A 20,095-nucleotide genomic window follows, 5' to 3' on the forward strand; every position below is an offset into this window, starting at 1 on the left:
TCAAGGCCGTCTGAAACATTTATTCAGCCAAAAGCTTCCGATACATTTCCGACAATTCCTGCTGCTGCTCGGCAAAGGTTCGGATATGGTCTTTGGGCAGGTTGATAACCGTACCTTCGGGTATTTCATCGTAACGTTTGCAAACGTTGCGTATGACTTGGGCAAGAGTTTCTGCATCGCTGTCAAACGGGATAATCGTACCGTTCCCGCCGTCGATAATGTCTTCGGAAACGCCGCCCGCATCGGTGGCAATAACCCAAACATCGCGTAAAACAGCTTCCCTCACAGTTAACCCGAAACTTTCTTTCCACTGTGTTGGGAATAGCAACACGTCTATTTCAGAGAAGAATTGGTCGATGGTGTCTTGATTGTAAGCCGGAACAATCCGGTAGTTTTGAATACCTTTGAAATCCCGGTCGAAAAATGATTGGGAGCCGACATTAAGCATATTGTCCACAACCACCAATTCGGCTCCTTGAAAGTTATGCCGCTTAAATGCTTCTAAAATCAAATGTACGCCTTTAATAGGTGTCATTCCGCCCACATAACCGAAACGGACAGTACCGTTTCTGCGTTTCTCCATATCCGCAAGCGGCCGTGTTACTCCGTTTTTATTAACATAAACAGACCGCCCCAGCTTTCTTTCATGCACCCCGGCAAAATATTTGCTTGGGGCAAGCAACATATCGATTTTGCCCAATGCTGCTCCAACCGTCCGGCTGCGCTCGTCTTCTTCGTTATCCCATTGCTCGCGGAAGCGGTTATTCTCATCGAGCATAAATTGATTGGAACAAATCCACCAAGCATCATGCAGCGTAACAACGGTTTTTACTTGCTTTTGCTTGCATAAATCAACAATACCCACTCCCATGCCTTGAATACAATGAATATGGGCGATGTCTGGTTGGACCAATTCGATGATGTCTTTTGCTAATGCGCTGAAACGCGGATTATCGTAGCTTGCCTGGTCTCCTCCCGGCACGGCGACGCCGAATACGGTTACATTCCGATATTCGTAGCGGATTACATTATAAGGCGGCAGGTAACTTGTTGGCGGTAAAGTGGTAACGGCATAAACTTCATGGGTTTCATGTTCTGCCAATAATTTATTCAACTGCTCGGCAACAACGGTTGCTCCGCCGAAAGATTGCGGATAGTAGTAAACATTAAACGATAAAATTTTGGTTTTGCCATCGTTGCGAACCGGCTCGAAATTTACGGCCTCTGCGATTTGTTTGCCGATAGCGGCCGAACCATATGAATCGGTTACACTTCGGTAAGCCGCTTCGGCCATATTTTTGCGTAATTCGGCATTTTTAATCAAAGTATCGAATGCATCGAACCATTGCTGTTCGTTATCGGCAAGCAGCCCGTTTGCGCCATGATTGATTACATCGGCAAACGCGGCCCGTGGCGAACAAATAGAGGCAACTTTGGTAATGGATGCCTCGAGGTATTTGATATTGCTTTTAGCATCGTTAAAAATGAAATTTTCCAACGGTGCAATACTGATATCGCATTCCGACAAATAGGTTAGGTATTCTGTGTAGTTGCAAAAAGGAATGCGCTCGATTTGGTTTTTCACGCTATCGAAATATTCAGGGAGTTCCAAATACCCGATGATTCTAAACATAACGTTCGGGTTGGCTTTCAATGTTGCCGCAAGGGCGGGAGCGGCCTCCAAAAAGTCAATATTGTGGGTTTTCGTGCCCGAGCCGTAAATAATCCGTACCAAGCTGTCGGTTTTATCTTTCAGACGGCCATTAATATGCTGTGCGGCAACTAAAGTTTCTTCATCAAGTGCGTTTTCAACCACATAAACGTTTTTCATACCCGCTTCGCGCATGGCTTGGGCCAAGCCTGAAGTCGAAGCAATACCTTCATCGCAGGCGAGCATGGCTTTTCGGTATAGCCCGGCTCCATTGATCAGCCCTTCTTTCTCTGCTTTGTCGAGCGAATTGATAGTGCTGCTGATTTGCAAGGTTTCCGCATCAAAAATCAAATCGTCCACATCCCATAACGTTTTGATATTTAAACGGCGGCACTCATCAATTAATGCCATCACAGAATCAAACCCCGGAACGCGGTAAAAAATAACCAAGCTGGCTAAAGAAATCTGCTTTTTGGCTTCATCAAAATCTGTCCACGATGTTACCGAGCAAGGAATACCCATTGCCTGCAACATTTCCTGCTTTTGAATAACGCGGTACTTTTTACATTGCGGGATACTCAACTCGGCAATAATCGCTACTTTTTGGGAAAATATTTTATCGGCCTGCTTTGTTAACTTTTGTTTGAAAACTTCCGGCATCGGTGTTTGCTCTCTGAATGTTTGGTTCGAGCCGGCAAGTTTTAAAATCTGTTTCAGGCTTTTAATTGAGCGGGTTTGTTTATAATTCCTACGCAAATATTGGTATGCTTTGCCGATACTGCCTTTTTCACGCACCAGTAAGCGGAAGCCCTTGCGGTAGCGGTTAGCCGAACTGATGGCCTGCTCGGTTTTGACAATGGGTTTGAATGCTTTGACGGTCCATAAGCCTTTATATTTTGCGAGGTTTTGCAGTTCGTGCTGGATACGTTGGCTTAAAGTGGTGTTTTGGCTGTTTAATTCGGTAACGGTTTGTTCAAGCTGGTGTTTTTCTTGCTGCAAAGCATCAAGCTGTCGGTGCAAATTTGTTGATTCCTGTTGTAAGGTACTAAGTTGTTGGCGCAAATCTGCCGATTGTTGCTGTAAAGAGTCGGCCTGCTGCAAGGCTTGGGATAAGTCAGCCTGTAATTGCCGGTTGTGCTCTTGTTCTGCTTCGTTTTGTTTTTGCAGGCGGCCGTTGTCGGCGGCAAGCTGCCAAGCCTGCATCAATGTTTGGATATGGTCCCAATAGCCCAAATGGTATTGCAGAAACAAGTTGCGGTGTTTTTCGTAAATATGCTGCCAGTCTTCCCGGATCAGGTCGGTATTTTGTTCCAATTGGTCTATCAGCGACGAGCCGTCTCGACGTTTGCGGTAGCGGAACAGCACTTCGGGTATTTGGTAAACCTTGCCGCCGCCGCTTAACAGGCGGATCCAGAAATCCCAGTCTTCATGGGTGGCAAAATTTTCGTCGAATCCGCCTAAAGCCTTGAAATCGGCTGCTCTGTGCATGGAAACGGATGAGGGGAAGCGGTTACCGGTCAACAGGCTTTTGATGCCTTCGTAAGGCGGCAGCTGCCAAAAACCTTCTTTAGCATCGAAAAATTCCGCCTGCGGATACACCAGCTTGCAATCAGGGTTGCCTTCCAGTACGGCTACGCTTTTTTGAATATAGTCGGGCAGGATTTGGTCGTCGGCGTCGAGAAACAGAAAATATTCGCCTTTGGCCAAGCGGGCGGCGTGGTTGCGGGCGGCGGCGGCGCCGCGGTTGTTTTGGGCGGCCAGGCGTATGGCGGGTTTGCTCTTCAGCAATCCGGCCAAGAATGCCGCACTTTCTGCGCTTGAGCCGTCGTCTACGATAATGATTTCGATATTGGGATAGTGCTGCGCTTCCACCGATGCGATGGTTTCGGCGATGTATTGCTCGCAGTTGTAATAGGGAATCATCACAGAAACGAGCGGTTGTTTGGTGGTATTCATGACATGCTTTCGGTTGAGGTTCAGACGGCCTTTTATGCAACGGTAAGGCCGTCTGAAAATACAATATGGCGGTTAAAACAAAGAGGGCTGGCTTAACCGCCCGTTTTCGGCATATTGCTCAATGCGGCGTAATAGCCGCCTTTGTTTATCAGTTCTTGATGCGAGCCTTGCTCGATGATGTGGCCGTCGTCCATCACGATGATGCGGTCGGCCTGCTCAATGGTGGTCAGGCGGTGGGCGACGATGATGCTGGTGCGGCCGTGCATCAGGTTTTCCAAGGCTTGCTGCACCAGGCGTTCGGATTCGTTGTCGAGTGCGCTGGTGGCTTCGTCCAATAATAAAATCGGTGCATCTTTCAAAATGGCGCGGGCGATGGAAACGCGCTGGCGCTGACCGCCCGAGAGTTGGTTGCCGTTGGCGCCGATGGGTTGGTGCAGGCCGTGCGGCGAGTTGTCCACCAAGTCTTGCAGGTTGGCGGCTTTAAGCGCGGCCAGCACTTCTTCTTCACTCGCTTCGGGGCGGCTGTAACGCACGTTGGCCAGCAGGGTGTCGTCAAACAGGAACACGTCTTGCGACACCAGCGCAAACTGCGCGCGCAGATTGGTCAGGGTGAGGTCGGCGATATTGGTGCCGTCGAGGTAAACCGTGCCGGCGCTGGGTTCGACAAAGCGCGGCAGCAGGTTCACCACGGTGGTTTTGCCGCTGCCGGAGCGGCCCACCAAAGCCACGCGCTCACCAGGGCGGATTTCCAGATTGAAGTTGTCCAAGGCTTTTTTGCCGTCTTCATGGTAGCGCACGTCGATATTTTCAAATTTCAGACGGCCTGAAACGTTTTGCAGGGTTTGTGTGCCGGTGTCTTTTTCCGGCTCGGTGTCTAAAAACTGGCAAACGCCGTCTGAAGCCAGAAACATGGTTTGCATGGGGATGCTGATGTTGGCGAGGTTTTTAATCGGGCTGAGCATTTGCAGCATGGCCACGATAAAGGCCATAAATTCGCCGATGGTGGTATAGCCTTGCTGGCTTTGCCAAAGGGCGATGAAAATCACCACCGCCAAAGCGAAAGAGGCGATTAACTCGCTGAACGGCGAGCGGGCGGCAGTGGCTTGGGTGATTTTTTTGCCCAAGCGCACGATGGTGTTGTTCACTTCGGCAAAGCGGTCGGCCGCCTGCTTTTGGCCGCCGAACAGTTTCACCACGCGGTGCCCCTGATGGACTTCGTTCACCACGTTATTCAACGTGCCGATGCTTTGCTGCGAGCTGGCGATGATGCTTTTGAGGCGGTTGCGGTAATAGCGCGATAGCAGCGACAGCAGCGGAAACATCAGCGCCACAATCAGGCTGAGCTGCCAGTTGAGATACAGCAGTACGCACACCAAGCCGATAACGATCAAGGTGTCGCGCGTAAGGGTGATAAACACGTTGCTGGCGTTGCTGATGGATTGTTCGGCCATCTGAACCATATTCATCAACACATGGCCCGACGGTGTTTCCTGATGGAATTTCGACGACAGCAACAGCATTTTGTCAAACATATCGCGGCGCACATGGCTGATGGCCATCACCGAAACCCAAGTCATCAGGTAAGTACTGGCGAAGCGGCAAACGCCGCGTATCATCACCAAAATGATGAAAAACACCGGCACCACCCAAACTTTTTCGGGCGTGCCCCAAATCATATAGGTGAACTGCGCTTTCCAGTTTTGCAGGGTGGCAATGATGCCGGTGGCGGTGTTGAGTTCCGGCGGGGCGCTGGGCGGGGCGAAACCCTGGTTGACCAAAGGCGCGATAAAGGCGGCCAGATAACTTTCGGTGGCGGCCACGCCGAAGATGGCGATTAATGCCCAAATGATGCGGCCTTTATACGGGCGCACATATTTCATCAGCCGCATAAAGTTATGCGAATCTTCTTTGGTAAAGAGGCCGAAGGTGAGTTTTTCTATCATAAAGTCCGAGCCGTTTGAAAAATGTTGCAAGGCGTTTTCAGACGGCTTGCAAAGGCTTGCGGCCGTCTGAAACCTTGTTTTAAGCGGCTTGCCGTTTCAGCAGCGGAAAACCCAGTTTCTCGCGGCTTTCCACAAACTTCTGCGCCACGGTGCGGCTTAAGGCGCGGATGCGGCCGATATAGGCGGCGCGTTCGGTTACCGAAATCGCACCGCGCGCATCCAGCAGGTTGAACGTGTGGCCGGCCTTGAGCACCAATTCGTAGGCGGGCAGCGCCAGGCCCGCGTCTTCCACTTCAAGCAAACGTTTGGCCTGGGCTTCGTAGTCGTTAAACTGGCGCAGCAGCCATTCGGCATCGCTGTATTCGAAGTTATAGGTGGATTGCTCCACTTCGTTTTGGTGGTACACATCGCCGTAGGTAACGGTTTGGCCGTCGGGCGTGCGGCTCCACACCAAGTCATACACGTTTTCCACGCCTTGCAGATACATGGCCAAACGCTCGATGCCGTAGGTGATTTCGCCGAGCACGGGCGAGCAGTCGATGCCGCCCACCTGCTGGAAATAGGTGAACTGGGTAACTTCCATGCCGTTGAGCCACACTTCCCAGCCCAAACCCCATGCGCCGAGGGTGGGGTTTTCCCAGTCGTCTTCCACAAAGCGGATATCGTGCACTTTAGGATCGATGCCCAGCTCACGCAGCGAATCCAGATATAAATCCTGAATATCGGCCGGCGCAGGTTTTAAGGCCACCTGAAATTGGTAATAGTGTTGCAGGCGGTTGGGGTTGTCGCCGTAGCGGCCGTCTTTGGGGCGGCGGGAAGGCTGCACATAAGCGGCGAACCACGGCTCGGGACCGAGCGCGCGCAGGCAAGTGGCCGGGTGGCTGGTGCCCGCGCCCACTTCCATATCGAAAGGTTGGATGATGGTGCAGCCTTTGTCGGCCCAGAACGTTTGCAGTTTGAAAATGATTTGTTGGAAGGTGAGCATGATGGTTGCCGGAGTTCAGATAATCAAGAAAAGCCTGCATTTTACTGTTTCGGCAGGTTTTTGGATAGGCTTGCGGCACAGCCTGTCCCAGCCTGCCGCCCGATGCGGCGTGCACGGGTGCGGCCGCCATACCGGGACCTTTGCAAAACCCTCAGATGCAGATGCAGTTCAAGGCGTGGCAGCGCACAACGAAGAAATGCGTCGCAGATAGCTGTTTGCAAAGGTCTCATACTTTCTTTGCGCGGATTTTTGGGTATAATGCGGCAGGTTTTTCATCTATTCATAATCTATTCAAAGGAAAAGGAAATGTCGGACAACAACGACCACAAAGAACAGCGCATCGGTTTATGGATTGCCGGCGGCGCAGCGGCACTGTCGGTATTGTCGATTCTTTTTTACGCCGTTTGGGGTTGGGAAAACGGCAAAATCGAAGGCTCGCCCGGCTACGGCCAAGAAGCTTCGGCGGTAGTAGTTGAGGAAACCGTTGTGGTTGCTTCCGCTCCCGAAATGCAGGCCTCTGCACCTTCTGAGGCTTCGGCTGCCGCACCTGCCGCCGCATCCGCTGCCGAGTCTTCTGCTTCCGGCGCCGCCGCCGAACAGATTCTGGCCGACACCCAAACCGTTACGGTGAGCGACGGCGCACAAGCAGTGGTTGAAAACGGCGTGGTGAAATTCTACTTCGCCACCGGCAAAGCCGATTTGGCCGCCAATGCCGAAGAAGCCCTGAAAGACGTGCTGGCCGGCGCGAAAGAAGGCAAAAAAGCCGTGGTTTCGGGCTTCCACGATGCCACCGGCAACCGCACGAAAAACGAAGAGCTGTCGAAAAAACGCGCTTTTGCCGTGCGCGATGCCCTGTTGGGTTTGGGTGTGCCCGAATCGCAAATCGAGCTGCGCAAACCTGAAAATGCAGAAGGCAGCGGCAACAACGCCGAAGCCCGCCGTGTGGAAGTGGTTCTGGAATAAGCTGTTGTTTGTCTCATAGAAAAAGCCCGGTTGTTATACCCGGGCTTTTTCTATTTTATTTTTCAGACGGCTTGAGATCTTTGCAAAATTAAAAAAACATCACAAAAAATTTATTTCCCGTCATTCCCGCGCAGGCGGGAATCCAGTCGTTTTTTTCATAAGTTATTGAAATAAAATGCTTGATAATTCTAAGGCTGGATTCCCGCCTACGCGGGAATGACGGAATTTAAGCATTTCAGACGGCCTTGAGGTATTTTTGCAAAGGCCTCGGTCTAGAACTTTGCAGATCGTTCAGGCCGTCTGAACTTCAAACGGCCTGCCAATCCGCTTATTTTGCGGCCTGATAAGCCTTGTCGGCTTCTTCGAATTTGTTTTCCACTTCTTTTGAAACCTTGCCCATCAGCGACACCACTACGATAGCGATAAAGCAGGCAATAAATCCGGGCACGATTTCATAGAGGCTGCTGCCGGTTAAGGGCTTCCACGCCACCACGGTAACGGCACCGGCAATCATGCCGGCCAGTGCGCCGGCGGCGGTCATACGTTTCCAGAATACCGACAAAATCACCACCGGGCCGAATGCGGCGCCGAAGCCTGCCCAAGCGTAAGACACCAAGCCCAACACTTTGCTTTCGGGGTCGGCGGCGATGACGATGGCAATCACGGCCACGGCCAACACCATAATGCGGCCGATCCATACCAATTCCTGTTGCGGCGCGTTGGGGCGCAAAAAGCCTTTATAGAAGTCTTCGGTGATTGCGCTCGAGCACACCAGCAACTGGCACGACAGGGTGGACATCACGGCGGCGAGAATGGCGGAAAGAATCACGCCGGCAATCCACGGGTTGAACAAAATGGTGGTCAGGGCGATAAAGATGCGCTCGTTGTTGCCTGCCATCGCGCCCGCCTGTTCGGGGTGGCCGCCGAAATAGGCGATGCCGAAATAACCCACGGCACACGCGCCTGCGAGGCACAGAATCATCCAAGTCATGCCGATGCGGCGGGCGGACACCAGCGATTTCACGTTTTCGGCGGCCATAAAGCGCGCGAGAATGTGCGGCTGGCCGAAATAGCCCAAGCCCCATGCGGCAGTGGAAATAATGCCCATCAGTGTGGTACCGGCCAGCAGGCTGCCGTATTCTTTGCCGGTGGTGGCGGCCACGCTTTGGATGGCGGCACTCATTTCATCGGCGCCGCCCAAGGCCAGATACACCATAACCGGGGTAATGATGAGGGCGAAAATCATCAGCGTAGCCTGCACGGTATCCGTCCAGCTCACGGCCAGAAAACCGCCGATAAAGGTATAGGCAATGGTTGCGCCCGCGCCCAGCCACATGGCTTGGGTATAGGTAACGTCGAACAGGCTTTCAAACAGGCGCGCACCCGCCACGATGCCCGAAGCGCAGTAAATCGTGAAGAAAAACAGAATGATGGAGGCGGAAATCACTTTCATGGCCCTGCCGCCCGCACCGAAACGGTGGAAGAAATAATCGGGCAGCGTGAGCGCGTTGTTGTTGTATTCGGTGTGTACGCGCAGGCGGCCGGCCACCAACAGCCAGTTGAAATACGCGCCTACGGTCAGGCCGATGGCAATCCACGCTTCGCTCAGGCCGGAGGCGTAAATCGCGCCGGGCAGGCCCATCAGCAGCCAACCCGACATATCGGAAGCGCCCGCCGACATCGCGGTAACGAAGCTGCCCAAACTGCGGCCGCCGAGGATATAGTCGTCGAAATTGCGGGTAGAAAAGTACGCTGCCAAACCAATCAGCAACACGGCCACCAGATAGATGCCGAAAGTAACGTACATCGGATTAAATGCACCCATAAAAACCTCTTGAATTCTCAAATATTTTTCTGAAAAGGCCGAGACTTTTGCAAAACCCCTAGATGTGGATGCAGTTCAAGGCGTAGCAGCGCAGCGAGCGCAGACATAACAGGGAGTTAGGCAAGCGAGCGGGCAGTACCCTAAAGGGCATAAACGCACAACGCAGAAATGCACCGCAGATGGGGGTTTTGCAAAGGTCTCAGGCCGTCTGAAACGGCGGGCAATGCCTGCCGCAATATGTTGCGGCGGGTATTGCTGCGGCATTTAACCCGAAGCGCCGCTATCCGTCAAGATTGGTTAGACGAAGTTAACCGTTTGAAAACACACCGTTCGGCCACAGCACAAGCCCGCACGTTTCAACCTGCTTCCTGCGTTTCAGACGGCCTCTGTTATCGCGAAAAACTTTATTTCTGCCGCGGCGTTGCTGCGCCTTGCTGTACTACTTGTACCGAGACCTTTGCAAAACTTCCTTCAGGCCATCTGAAAACCTAACGCAGATATACGGTTTCCGGCAGCACCAGCCCGTCATTGCCGGGCTTGACCCGGCAATCCAGCGCCGGATATTTCTGAAATATTCACCTTTCTCCTAAACGCAAATGCTGGATTATCGGGTCAAGCCCGATAATGACGGAATCAAACATTTCAGACGGCCTCAATGAGTTTTACAAAGGCTTCGTGCTGCCTTGTGGCAAAAATAAGTTTTTCCGCTATATAATGGCTGCCCGCAAACGCACCCGCACAAGGTATTCCGTTATGATGATACACCCAGAGTTCAGCCCCGAATTAATCAGCATCGGCCCGTTGGCGATACGCTGGTATGCGCTCAGCTACATCGTCGGCTTCGTTCTGTTTATCTGGCTGGGCCGGCGCCGCATCGACCGCGGCGGCCAAGTGTTTACCAAAGAAATGCTCGACAATTTCCTCACCTGGGGCGTGCTCGGCGTGATTCTCGGCGGCCGTTTGGGTTATGTTTTGTTTTATAAGTTTTCATATTATATGGAACACCCCGCCGATATCTTGAAAGTGTGGGAAGGCGGCATGTCGTTCCACGGCGGTTTTTTGGGCGTGTTGGTTGCCATGTGGCTGTTTGGCCGCAAATACAAAACCGGCTTCTGGCGCGTGGCCGATTTCGTTGCCCCTCTGGTGCCTTTGGGTTTGGCTTCCGGCCGCATCGGCAACTTTATCAACGGCGAACTGTGGGGCCGCGTAACCGACATCAACGCCTTTTGGGCGATGGGCTTTCCGCAAGCCGCCTATGAAGACGCCGCAGCCGCCGCCCACAACCCACAATGGGCTGCCTGGCTGGCGCAATACGGTATGCTGCCGCGCCATCCTTCGCAGCTTTACCAATTTGCGCTCGAAGGCATCTGCTTGTTTGTGATTGTGTGGCTGTTTTCCAGCAAACCGCGCCCCGTCGGGCAAGTTTCGATGGTGTTTTTGGCAGGCTACGGCGTGTTCCGCTTTATCGCCGAATTCGCCCGCCAGCCCGACGACTATCTCGGCCTGCTCACGCTGGGCCTGTCGATGGGCCAATGGCTGAGCCTGCCGATGATTATTATCGGCATCATCGGCTTTATCTATTTCGGCAAACGCAACGAAAAGGCCGTCTGAAAATCGCTTTATCAAACGCCGCGCCGTTTCAGACGGCATCTTTAAAAACGATAACAGGCTGAAACATCATGCTTTTAATGATAGACAACTACGACAGCTTCACCTACAACATCGTGCAGTATTTCGCCGAACTCGGCCAAGAAGTGGAAGTGCGCCGCAACGACGATATCACGCTCGAAGAAATCGCCGCCCTCAAACCGCAATATCTGGTTATCGGCCCCGGCCCCTGCTCGCCCAAAGAAGCAGGCATTTCCGTGGCCGCCATGCAGCATTTCGCCGGCAAACTGCCGGTTATGGGCATCTGCTTGGGACACCAAACCATAGGCGAAGCCTTCGGCGGCAACGTCGTGCGCGCAAAAACGCTGATGCACGGCAAAGTATCGCCCGTGCATCATTTGAACAAAGGCATGTTCCGCAATCTGCCCAACCCCGTAACCTGCACCCGCTACCACAGCCTCGTTATCGACCGCCCCACACTGCCTAGCTGCCTCGAAATCACAGCCTGGACCGACGACGGCGAAATCATGGGCGTGCGCCACAAAACGCTGCCTATCGAAGGCGTACAGTTCCACCCCGAAGCCCTGCTCACCGAGCACGGCCATGAAATGCTGGCTAATTTCTTAAAAGAATTTGCAGGCTTTCAGACGGCCTGAAACCTTACCCAAACAAACACAGGCCGTCTGAAACGCCCCACTCTCAAGGAAAACCGATGATTACCCCCCAACAGGCCATCGCCCGCCTGATCGACAACAACGAACTTTTCTACGACGAAATGACCGCCCTGATGCGTCAGATCATGAGCGGCCAAGTGCCGCCCGAACAGCTTGCCGCCATTCTGACCGGCCTGCGCATCAAAGTGGAAACCGTATCCGAAATCAGCGCCGCCGCCGCCGTGATGCGCGAGTTCGCCACACCCGTGCCCGTTCTCGACAAAGCGCACTTGGTCGACATCGTCGGCACCGGCGGCGACGGCGCCAAAACGTTCAACATTTCCACCACCGCCATGTTTGTAGCCGCCGCCGCCGGCGCAAAAGTGGCCAAGCACGGCGGCCGCTCGGTATCGTCGTCGAGCGGTGCCGCCGACGTGCTCGAACAAATGGGTGCCAACCTCGATTTAACGCCCGAACAAGTCGGCCGTAGCATCGACGGTATCGGCATCGGTTTTATGTTTGCCCCCAACCACCACAGCGCCATGCGCCACGTCGCCCCTGTGCGCCGCTCGCTGGGCTTCAGAAGCATTTTCAACATTTTAGGCCCCCTCACCAACCCCGCAGGCGCACCGAACCAACTTTTGGGCGTGTTCCACATCGACTTGTGCGGCATACTCTCGCGCGTGCTGCAACAACTCGGCTCGCAGCACGTTTTGGTGGTGCACGGCAGCGACGGCCTCGACGAAATTACCGTTACCGGCCCCACCCGCGTGGCTGAGCTGCATAACGGCACCATCAGCGAATACGATATTTCCCCCGAGCAATTCGGTTTGACCATCTATCCCAACCTCGACGGCATACGCGTCAACAACAGCGCCGAATCGCTCGCCCTGATGAACCACGTTTTGGCCGGCGAATCCGGTGCCGCGCGCGACATCGTGCTGCTCAACGCCGCCGCCTGCCTGTATGCGGGCAATGTAGTCCCCTCGCTGGCAAGCGGCGTTCAAGCCGCCGCCGAAGCCATCGACTCGGGCAAAGCCAAAGCCAAGCAGGCCGAATTTACGGCCTACACGCAAAGCTGCGCGCAATAGCCGTATCAATATAACCATCTGAAAAAATTAAAAATATCGAAACCACAATCCGCATACCGCCTGCCTTTCGGCCTGCGCGCGGATTGTGTAAATTATCGTTCAGGCAAAATCAAAGCAATGTTATACTTGCCGCTTTCCTATTCCTTATCTTCAGGCCGTCTGAAACGCAGGCCGCCGCACCTTGAACCATGAGCAGAATCCAGCAAACCTTCAACGCGCTGGGCGGTAACAAAGCCCTGATTCCGTATATCACCGTCGGCGACCCCGACACCCGCACCACACTCGCACTCATGCACAGTATGGCTGCCAACGGTGCCGATTTAATCGAACTGGGCGTGCCGTTTTCCGACCCGATGGCCGACGGCCCCACCATCCAACGCGCCGCCGAACGGGCTTTGGCGCAAGGCGTTTCGTTGAAAGACGTGCTGGCCGTGGTGCGCGAATTCCGCCAAACCAACCAAACCACCCCCGTGGTATTGATGGGCTATCTCAACCCCGTGCATAAAATGGGTTATACCGAATTCGCCCGCGCCGCCGCCGAAGCAGGCGTTGACGGCGTGTTAACCGTAGATTCGCCCGTCGAAACCATTGCCCCGCTGCACGATGCCCTGCGGCAAAACGGCTTGGACTGCATTTTTCTGGTCGCCCCCACCACCGGCGAAGCACGCATGGCCGCCATCGGCAAGCTCGCCAGCGGTTTCGTATATTATGTATCGCTCAAAGGCGTAACCGGCTCCGCACAGTTGGACACCGAAGCCGTTTCGCGTAAAATCGAGCTTTTACGCAAATATACTGCCCTGCCCATCGGCGTGGGTTTCGGCATCAGCAACGCCGAAAGCGCCCGCAAAATCGCCGCTGTTGCCGATGCCGCCATCGTCGGCAGCCGCATTGTGCAAGAAATCGAAAACAACGCCGGCCGCGAAGCAGAAGCCGTCGGCGCGTTGGTGAAACAGCTAAAAGACGCCGTTGCACAGGTCGTCTGAAAACATCTTCTAACTAAGGAGCAAACATGAGCTGGTTAGACAAAATCCTCCCCCCGAAAATCAAGCGCGCCGACAAAGGCGAATCCAACGTGCCCGAAGGCTTGTGGCACAAATGCCCTTCGTGCGCCGCCACCCTTTACTCGACCGATTTGCAGCAAAACCTGCAAGTGTGCCCCAAATGCGGCCACCACAACGCCCTTTCCGCCCGCGAGCGCCTCAATATTCTTTTAGATGAAAACGGCCGCGAAGAAATCGGCGCCAACGTCAAACCCGTAGATATGCTGAAATTCAAAGACAGCAAAAAATACCCCGAACGCCTCACCGCCGCACGCAAATCCACCGGCGAAGACGATGCACTGGTGGTGATGAAAGGCACCATGAACGGCCTGCCCGTGGTCGTGGCCGCTTTCGAATTCCGCTTTATCGGCGGCTCGATGGGTTCGGTGGTGGGCGAACGCTTCGTTCAGGGCGTGCGCCGCGCCGTAGCCGACCGCTGCACCTTCATCTGCGTGGCCGCATCCGGCGGTGCGCGTATGCAGGAAGGCCTCAACTCGCTGATGCAGATGACCAAAACCAGCGCCGCCCTGCATCTGCTTTCCGAAAAAAGCCTGCCGTTTATTTCGGTGCTCACCGATCCGACCATGGGCGGCGTATCCGCCAGCTTCGCCTTTTTGGGCGACATCGTCATGGCCGAACCCAATGCCCTGATCGGCTTCGCCGGCCCCCGCGTGATTGAGCAGACCGTGCGCGAAACCCTGCCCGAAGGCTTCCAGCGCGCCGAATTCCTACTCGAAAAAGGTGCCATCGACCAAATCGTCGACCGCCGAGAAATGAAGCAGCGCATCACCGACCTGATTACCCTGCTGCGCCGCGAAGAACCTGTTCACGCCGCCTGATCTTTAACCGGAACATCATATCGAAAAATCAACGTCATAAAATAAATGGCATAATATTCATATAAGTTAATACATTGCCATTTATTCCAAAAACAAACCATTCAATCGGAATATCCCTAATCCGCGTAAGGATGGAATAGAATAAAAGTTCAAAGTACACCGCCCGTAAAGGCTTCGGCTCTGCGGGCAGCTTTTACAACAAAACCTACATTTTGGGAGTGTTATTATGAACTATGGCTATTCTTCTTACGGCTATAAAGGTTACAGCGCCGCATTCTGCGCACCGTCGGCCAAAAGCTATTACCAAGGCGGCAGCTACGGCAGCTACTTCGGCCACTTCGGTCACGGCTATCATCAGCACGGCGGCAAAGGCGGCAAAGGCGGTTGGGACATTTTCTGCTTTCCCAAAGACTACATCCCCCACTGCCCGCCTGTAAAACCCAAACCCCAACCGAAACCGGAACCCAAGCCCGAACCAAAACCGGAACCCAAACCCGAGCCTAAGCCCGAGCCTAAGCCCGAGCCGAAACCGGAACCCAAACCCGAGCCTAAGCCCGAGCCGAAACCGGAACCCAAACCCGAGCCTAAGCCCGAGCCGAAACCGAATCCCGATTCCAAAGATAACTGCGTAGACTGCAAAGACAACAACGACAACCCCACCAACAGCTTCGGCAGCATCGATAAAAACCCGGGTAACGTGCTCAACGGCATTCCCAACGAAATCGGCCAAATCCACGGCACCGATCAAAAAGACACCATTTACGGCACTAACCAAGCCGATGAAATCTTCGGCCACACAGGCCCCGACGTAATTTACGGCGGCGCGGGCGACGACACCCTCCACGGAGACAACAACGGCGACACCCTCTACGGCCAAGCCGGCAACGACACCCTCTACGGCGGCAACGGCAACGATTACCTCAACGGCGGCACAGGCGACGACATCATGCGCGGCGGCTTGGGCAACGATGTTTACATGGTCGAGCAAACAGGTGACTGCGTTATCGAAAACGCCGGCGAAGGCACCGACACCGTGCGCACCTACATCGATTACGAACTGCCCGACAACGTTGAAAACCTGATTCTGATGGAATGGGCCAACCTCAACGGCACCGGCAACAGCCTCGACAACGAAATCCTCGGCAACGGCGGCAACAACAAATTGCGCGGCATGGACGGCAACGACCGCCTCATCGGCAAAGGCGGCAACGACTGGCTCGACGGCGGCGAAGGCAACGACTATCTCGATGGCGGCGAAGGCAACGACACCTATGTGTTCAACAAAGGTTACGGCCACGACACCATTTGCGATTTCGATACCGACCCGTGCAACCACGACGTCATCGAATTCTGGCACGGCCTGCAAGCCTCTGATTTGAGCTTCTCGCGCGCAGGCAACGATTTGACCATCTCTGCCAACAGCCAGGATATTTTAACGGTGAGCAACTGGTTTAAAAGCGCCGCCTACCGCATCGAAGAATTCAACTTCGACGACGGCACCGTATGGAACAGCGCCGCCATCGACAAAGCCATCGGCAGCTACGGTATCGACACCGGCTATGCTGCGGTGAGCCAAGAGCAGATTGCCCAGCAAACCCAAACCCAAGGCATTATTTAAGTTTGAAATAGCTTAAACAAACAGGCCGTCTGAATTTTTCAGACGGCCTGATTTTTATGAAACCCCAAACCGTTACAAAACTCACTCGGGCCGTCTGAAATGTTTGACTCCGTCATTATCTGGCTTGACCCGAGTATCTTGTTATCAAATTAGAAAAACCCTTGGAAGCCATCAAAGCAAGGCGTAAAAGAAGGGGCTTAGGAAGCAAAATTCATTTTAAAGGATCTTTCCGCAACATTCCCAACAGCACTTTGTACAAATCATCATGCCTGTGATTGAAGCAGAACTCGGTTTCTTTTAAATGCAGGTAAAACGTATGCTTCGGCACGCCGTTAAACTGTACCAAGCGATGCTTCGCGTAGCTCCAAAAGGATTCGATACCGTTGATATGCCGGGTACCGCGAACAAATTCATTATCACCATGACGCACTCTGAAATGCTTCGCGAAGCCCATATCGACCAACCCCTGATAACCGCGCCATCCATCAGTATTAATGACGCCCTCGACAGAGATATGTCCTCTGATAACCTTTTGTAACGCTGCTTTTGAAGCATCGGAAACGATTTCGGTATAAACCCTGTCTCCTCGTTTAAGTATGCCGAAAACAATCGTTTTACCGCCTGCACCGCGCCCGCGTTTGCCTCGGATACGTTTTGCACCGAAATAGGATTCGTCCAACTCCACTATGCCGCAGAAAGGTGTCTGCCGCCCACATTCGCCAGCCAATCGCCGCCGTAGTTTCAGGTACAGGCTGTTGATGCTTCTGGCGCTAATCCCTGTCAGTTTGGCGGTGTCGGAAGCTGTCAGATCCAAAGAGAAAAGCCGTAGGATTTGCCGGAATTTTGGCTCGGTAATTTTGCTGAACTTTTGATACTTATTTTTTAATTTCATTTCAGAAGCTTATCACTGTATTCGGTAATTTTGCTTCCTAAGCCCCAAAAGAAAATAAAGATACTCGGGTCAAGCCCGAGTATGACGATATATATATAAACAACGAACCATCAAACCCGGCCAACGCCCTATGCCGTTTATAACTTCGCCGCCAGCCCTTTTACCGCGTCCGCACGCTCGCGGCGGCTCAGTTCGGGCTGATGGGTGTTAAGCGACGACCATTTCGGCTGGCTGCGGGCCTTATTCAGTTCGGCCGGCAGTTTCGCGGCCTGCCACGGGGTTTTGCCGCTCTGCATCCGGATTTCAGCCTGCGCCGCATGACCGCGCGTTTGCAGGGCGGCGAGCAGATCGAGGGCGCGGGCGGCCAGCAGGGTGAGGGTTTCCGGGTCGATGTGCAGGGTTTGTTTGCCCGACAGTTTGTCGGTAATCGTCTGCATATTCGGCAGCACGCCGCCGAGCACGCCGCCGATGGCGGTGCCCAAGCCGAGCGAGCCGCCAAGCGTAACCATGTCCACGCCCAAGCCGATTAACGCGCCTGTTGCCGCGCCGGTGCCGGTGCGGATGCCATATTCTTTCAGCAAATCGGCGTCGAACGGGTCTTGGCGGAACGCCTTAAGCGCCCATTCGCCGGTGTCGATTTCGTTATGGTAGAAACGGTAGGTTTGGAACAGTTGCTGCTGAAGCTGCCGCTCAAGCTGGCGCACGACCGCCTGCATGGTTTGCAGCACCGGCTCGGGATTGTCTTCTTCATCGATTTCCTGCTTGTAGGCCGCCACATCGAGCAAGAAATGGGCGATGTCGCTGCGTGCCTCGCGGTCAAGCTGCTGCCATTCGCGGCGGCGCATCGCAATCAGGCGGTCAATAATACCGCGTTCGGGCAGCATGGTGGCCAAGTTATCCCACAGGCGGATTTCGCCTTCGAAATCAAAGGCCACGGTGTCGAAGCCGCTGTAAACGTGCAGCGTGCGCCGCGCCAGCATCGTCGTCCATTCGCCCAAATCCTGCCCGCCGATAAAGTTGAACACCGGCATCACCGGCTTGGCGCACCACGACAAAACCGTTAGTTCGTCTTTGTATTTGTTCAGCACCGGCTCGCGCGCGTCCACCACATACAGCGCCATATCGCTTTGCAGCAGCTGGCGCAGCACTTTGGCTTCCTGATTGAAATCGCCCGCCGCTTCCGGGCTTTCGAGAAACTGCTGCAAACGCTCGATGCCGTCCGAACGGCTAGAAGTGTTGGCTTCCAGCCAGTCGAGCACGCCGCCCGCATCTTCCAGCCCGGGCGTGTCGTAAAGATACACCAGCGTCTCGCCGCCGTCGTTAATCGCCGCCTGCTCCACATGGCGGGTGGTGGCGGGCGCGTTTTTCACTTCGCCGAAACGGCTGTCGCGCAACAGCGTGCGCAACAGCGAGGTTTTGCCGGTGTTGGTGTGGCCGACCACGGCCAGGGATAGGGGTTTGTTTTGCATAAAGACAACTGTTCGGAATCTGTTTTAAACGGTTTGGGTAGGCAGTAAATCGAGCTTTAGTTCTGCCTATTGCCACAGCCTGGATTTTCAGACGGCCTCTTGCCCCAGCCTTTCCCTTTGGCTGATTCGCGGCGGATCCAACCACGGCAGGCGGCGTTCGGTGAGGGCGGCGTGCCATTGGTTTAAATAGTCTTCAAGGCCGTCTGAAATGTTTTTTTCGGCCAAAAGCTGCACCACCGCCCCGCCCTGCGCGGCTTCGGCCAAGGCGGTGAGTTGGCGCAAGATGCCGCGGTCGGGCATGCTGCGGGCGCGCACGCCGATCAGCAGTTGGGCGGGGTGATTTTGCAAATCGGCTTTCAGCGCGGCGACGGCATCGCGGCCGGCGGCGGTGCCTTTATCGAGCCACTCTTGTCCTAAAACGTGTTGGAACCAGGTTTTGTCGGTCCATTCGGCATCGAGCATCACCGCCCATTTGGGGGCGTTGCTGAGGCTGATTTGCGGGGCGGCGGCAACGGTTTCGCTTTGGGTGTCGGCATCTACCACGCGCTGCTGCCATTGCTGGATGATTTGCTGGTAATAGGGTTTTTCGAGCGGCAGCGTGCTCATGCTGCGGCGGGAAAGGATGTGGCAGGCAAGCCAAGCGGCGAAACGGGGCAGCAGGCCGTAGCAGACGATGCTGCCGATTAGCAGGCCGCCCCATTGGCGTGAGGCGGCAAGGTCGTTGTTCAGACGGCTGTTTAACACAGCATCGGTATCGGGCACGGGAAAGCCGAGTTGGGCGGGCAGCCAACCAAGCGCCTGCACGGCCTGCACGAAAACGGCGTCGCTTAAAATGGTGCTTTCCCAGTTGAAGGTATATTGGCGTACGGCCAGCAGCACCACCACGGCGGCCAACATACCGGTTAAGGCGGAGAGCCACAGGCGGTGGCTGGTGCGGCCGATCAGCCAGCGGGTGGCGGGCTTGCCCCATTCGTCGCTATACAAGCGCAAGATGGCTTGGTTAACCGGGTCTTTGCCGCGTATCCATAACGCGGGGTTGGCGAACAAGCCGTGCGGTTTGAAGTGCGGCAGCAGCACGCTGCCCAGCCATAACAGCAGCATCAGCGTGTGCACACCGAGCACGCCAAAGAGCACGAAGAAGAAGTTCAGCCCCGACTGCTGCATCAGCGTTGCGGTGCCGGCAAAGCCGCTGACCAGCCAAAACAATGTGGCGGCCAGCAGCAGCCAGGCAAACAGGCTGCGTACGCGCTCGAGGCTGTCGTGCAGCTTGCGGTCGCTGTCTATCATTTCTGCGCGGCGGCATAGTTTGGCTTCGGCGCTGCCTTCGGCATGGCGCAGGCCTTCGGTGAGCGGCTGCGGATCGGCGGCGAAAATATAGCCGCGCTCCTGCAAAAGGCGCACCAGTTCGGTGAGCTGGCGGGGCGGTGTGAGCATGGTTTCGAGAGGTAAGGCCGTCTGAAAAAAGTTGTTTATTCTAACACAGCGCCATGTGCTTTCAGACGGCCTGAGACCCTTGCAAAATTCATTTAGGCCGTCTGAAACATCAGATTATCGTCATTCCC

At 54.5% G+C, this 20,095-nt stretch carries 14 protein-coding genes; 7 read left to right on the forward strand and 7 right to left on the reverse strand.

Features of this window, described 5'->3' with window-relative positions:
• Positions 1-19: 19 nt before the first annotated feature.
• From NQ012_RS07015 to glyQ, 3 genes are all read right to left on the reverse strand, one after another.
• Positions 20-3,607: a glycosyltransferase gene (locus NQ012_RS07015; RefSeq protein WP_257066887.1), complete on the reverse strand. Its 3,588-nt coding sequence runs from the start codon at positions 3,605-3,607 to the stop codon at positions 20-22.
• A 92-nt stretch (positions 3,608-3,699) separates the two neighbouring features.
• Entirely contained in the window at positions 3,700-5,550 is a 1,851-nt protein-coding gene (gene msbA / locus NQ012_RS07020; RefSeq protein ID WP_257066888.1) for a lipid A export permease/ATP-binding protein MsbA, read from the reverse strand.
• 79 nt (positions 5,551-5,629) lie between these two features.
• Positions 5,630-6,535, reverse strand: a complete 906-nt coding sequence (gene glyQ, locus NQ012_RS07025) for a glycine--tRNA ligase subunit alpha (protein ID WP_257066889.1) — start codon at positions 6,533-6,535, stop codon at positions 5,630-5,632.
• A 306-nt stretch (positions 6,536-6,841) separates the two neighbouring features.
• Here glyQ and NQ012_RS07030 point away from each other — a divergent pair, with 306 nt between their 5' ends.
• Positions 6,842-7,498 (forward strand): OmpA family protein, encoded by a 657-nt coding sequence (locus tag NQ012_RS07030; RefSeq protein WP_257066890.1) that lies wholly within the window; start codon positions 6,842-6,844, stop codon positions 7,496-7,498.
• A gap of 328 nt (positions 7,499-7,826) precedes the next feature.
• On the opposite strand, the gene putP is transcribed toward NQ012_RS07030, so the two are convergent.
• Positions 7,827-9,323: a sodium/proline symporter PutP gene (gene putP, locus NQ012_RS07035; protein ID WP_257066891.1), complete on the reverse strand. Its 1,497-nt coding sequence runs from the start codon at positions 9,321-9,323 to the stop codon at positions 7,827-7,829.
• A gap of 753 nt (positions 9,324-10,076) precedes the next feature.
• On the opposite strand from putP, the gene lgt reads away from it, so the two are divergent.
• The 6 genes from lgt (at position 10,077) to NQ012_RS07070 (ending at position 16,172) form a co-directional block, all read left to right on the forward strand.
• The gene (lgt, locus tag NQ012_RS07045) at positions 10,077-10,934 is read left to right on the forward strand and encodes a prolipoprotein diacylglyceryl transferase (protein ID WP_257066892.1); all 858 of its coding nucleotides are present in this window, start codon (positions 10,077-10,079) and stop codon (positions 10,932-10,934) included.
• A 68-nt stretch (positions 10,935-11,002) separates the two neighbouring features.
• A complete protein-coding gene (locus NQ012_RS07050) occupies positions 11,003-11,587 on the forward strand; it encodes an aminodeoxychorismate/anthranilate synthase component II (RefSeq protein WP_257066894.1) in 585 nt (194 codons plus the stop codon).
• A gap of 56 nt (positions 11,588-11,643) precedes the next feature.
• Positions 11,644-12,675 carry an anthranilate phosphoribosyltransferase gene (gene trpD / locus NQ012_RS07055; RefSeq protein WP_257066896.1) on the forward strand — a complete coding sequence of 344 codons (1,032 nt, stop codon included), beginning with the start codon at positions 11,644-11,646 and terminating at the stop codon, positions 12,673-12,675.
• Between the two features lie 188 nt (positions 12,676-12,863).
• A complete protein-coding gene (gene trpA, locus NQ012_RS07060) occupies positions 12,864-13,658 on the forward strand; it encodes a tryptophan synthase subunit alpha (RefSeq protein ID WP_257066898.1) in 795 nt (264 codons plus the stop codon).
• A gap of 26 nt (positions 13,659-13,684) precedes the next feature.
• A complete protein-coding gene (gene accD, locus NQ012_RS07065; protein ID WP_257066900.1) occupies positions 13,685-14,554 on the forward strand; it encodes an acetyl-CoA carboxylase, carboxyltransferase subunit beta in 870 nt (289 codons plus the stop codon).
• A gap of 226 nt (positions 14,555-14,780) precedes the next feature.
• Positions 14,781-16,172 carry a calcium-binding protein gene (locus tag NQ012_RS07070; protein WP_257066901.1) on the forward strand — a complete coding sequence of 464 codons (1,392 nt, stop codon included), beginning with the start codon at positions 14,781-14,783 and terminating at the stop codon, positions 16,170-16,172.
• 211 nt (positions 16,173-16,383) lie between these two features.
• Here NQ012_RS07070 and NQ012_RS07075 read toward each other — a convergent pair whose 3' ends face one another.
• The 3 genes from NQ012_RS07075 to NQ012_RS07085 all read right to left on the reverse strand — a co-directional run bounded on the left by NQ012_RS07075 (position 16,384) and on the right by NQ012_RS07085 (position 19,967).
• A complete protein-coding gene (locus NQ012_RS07075; RefSeq protein ID WP_257066902.1) occupies positions 16,384-17,064 on the reverse strand; it encodes an IS1595 family transposase in 681 nt (226 codons plus the stop codon).
• A gap of 137 nt (positions 17,065-17,201) precedes the next feature.
• The gene (locus tag NQ012_RS07080) at positions 17,202-18,533 is read right to left on the reverse strand and encodes a DUF3482 domain-containing protein (protein ID WP_257066904.1); all 1,332 of its coding nucleotides are present in this window, start codon (positions 18,531-18,533) and stop codon (positions 17,202-17,204) included.
• Between the two features lie 87 nt (positions 18,534-18,620).
• Complete coding sequence (locus NQ012_RS07085; RefSeq protein ID WP_257066905.1) at positions 18,621-19,967, reverse strand: DUF2868 domain-containing protein; 1,347 nt, start codon at positions 19,965-19,967, stop codon at positions 18,621-18,623.
• Positions 19,968-20,095: the final 128 nt, after the last annotated feature.

Source organism: Neisseria dentiae, assembly GCF_024580525.1.
GTDB lineage: Bacteria > Pseudomonadota > Gammaproteobacteria > Burkholderiales > Neisseriaceae > Neisseria > Neisseria dentiae_A.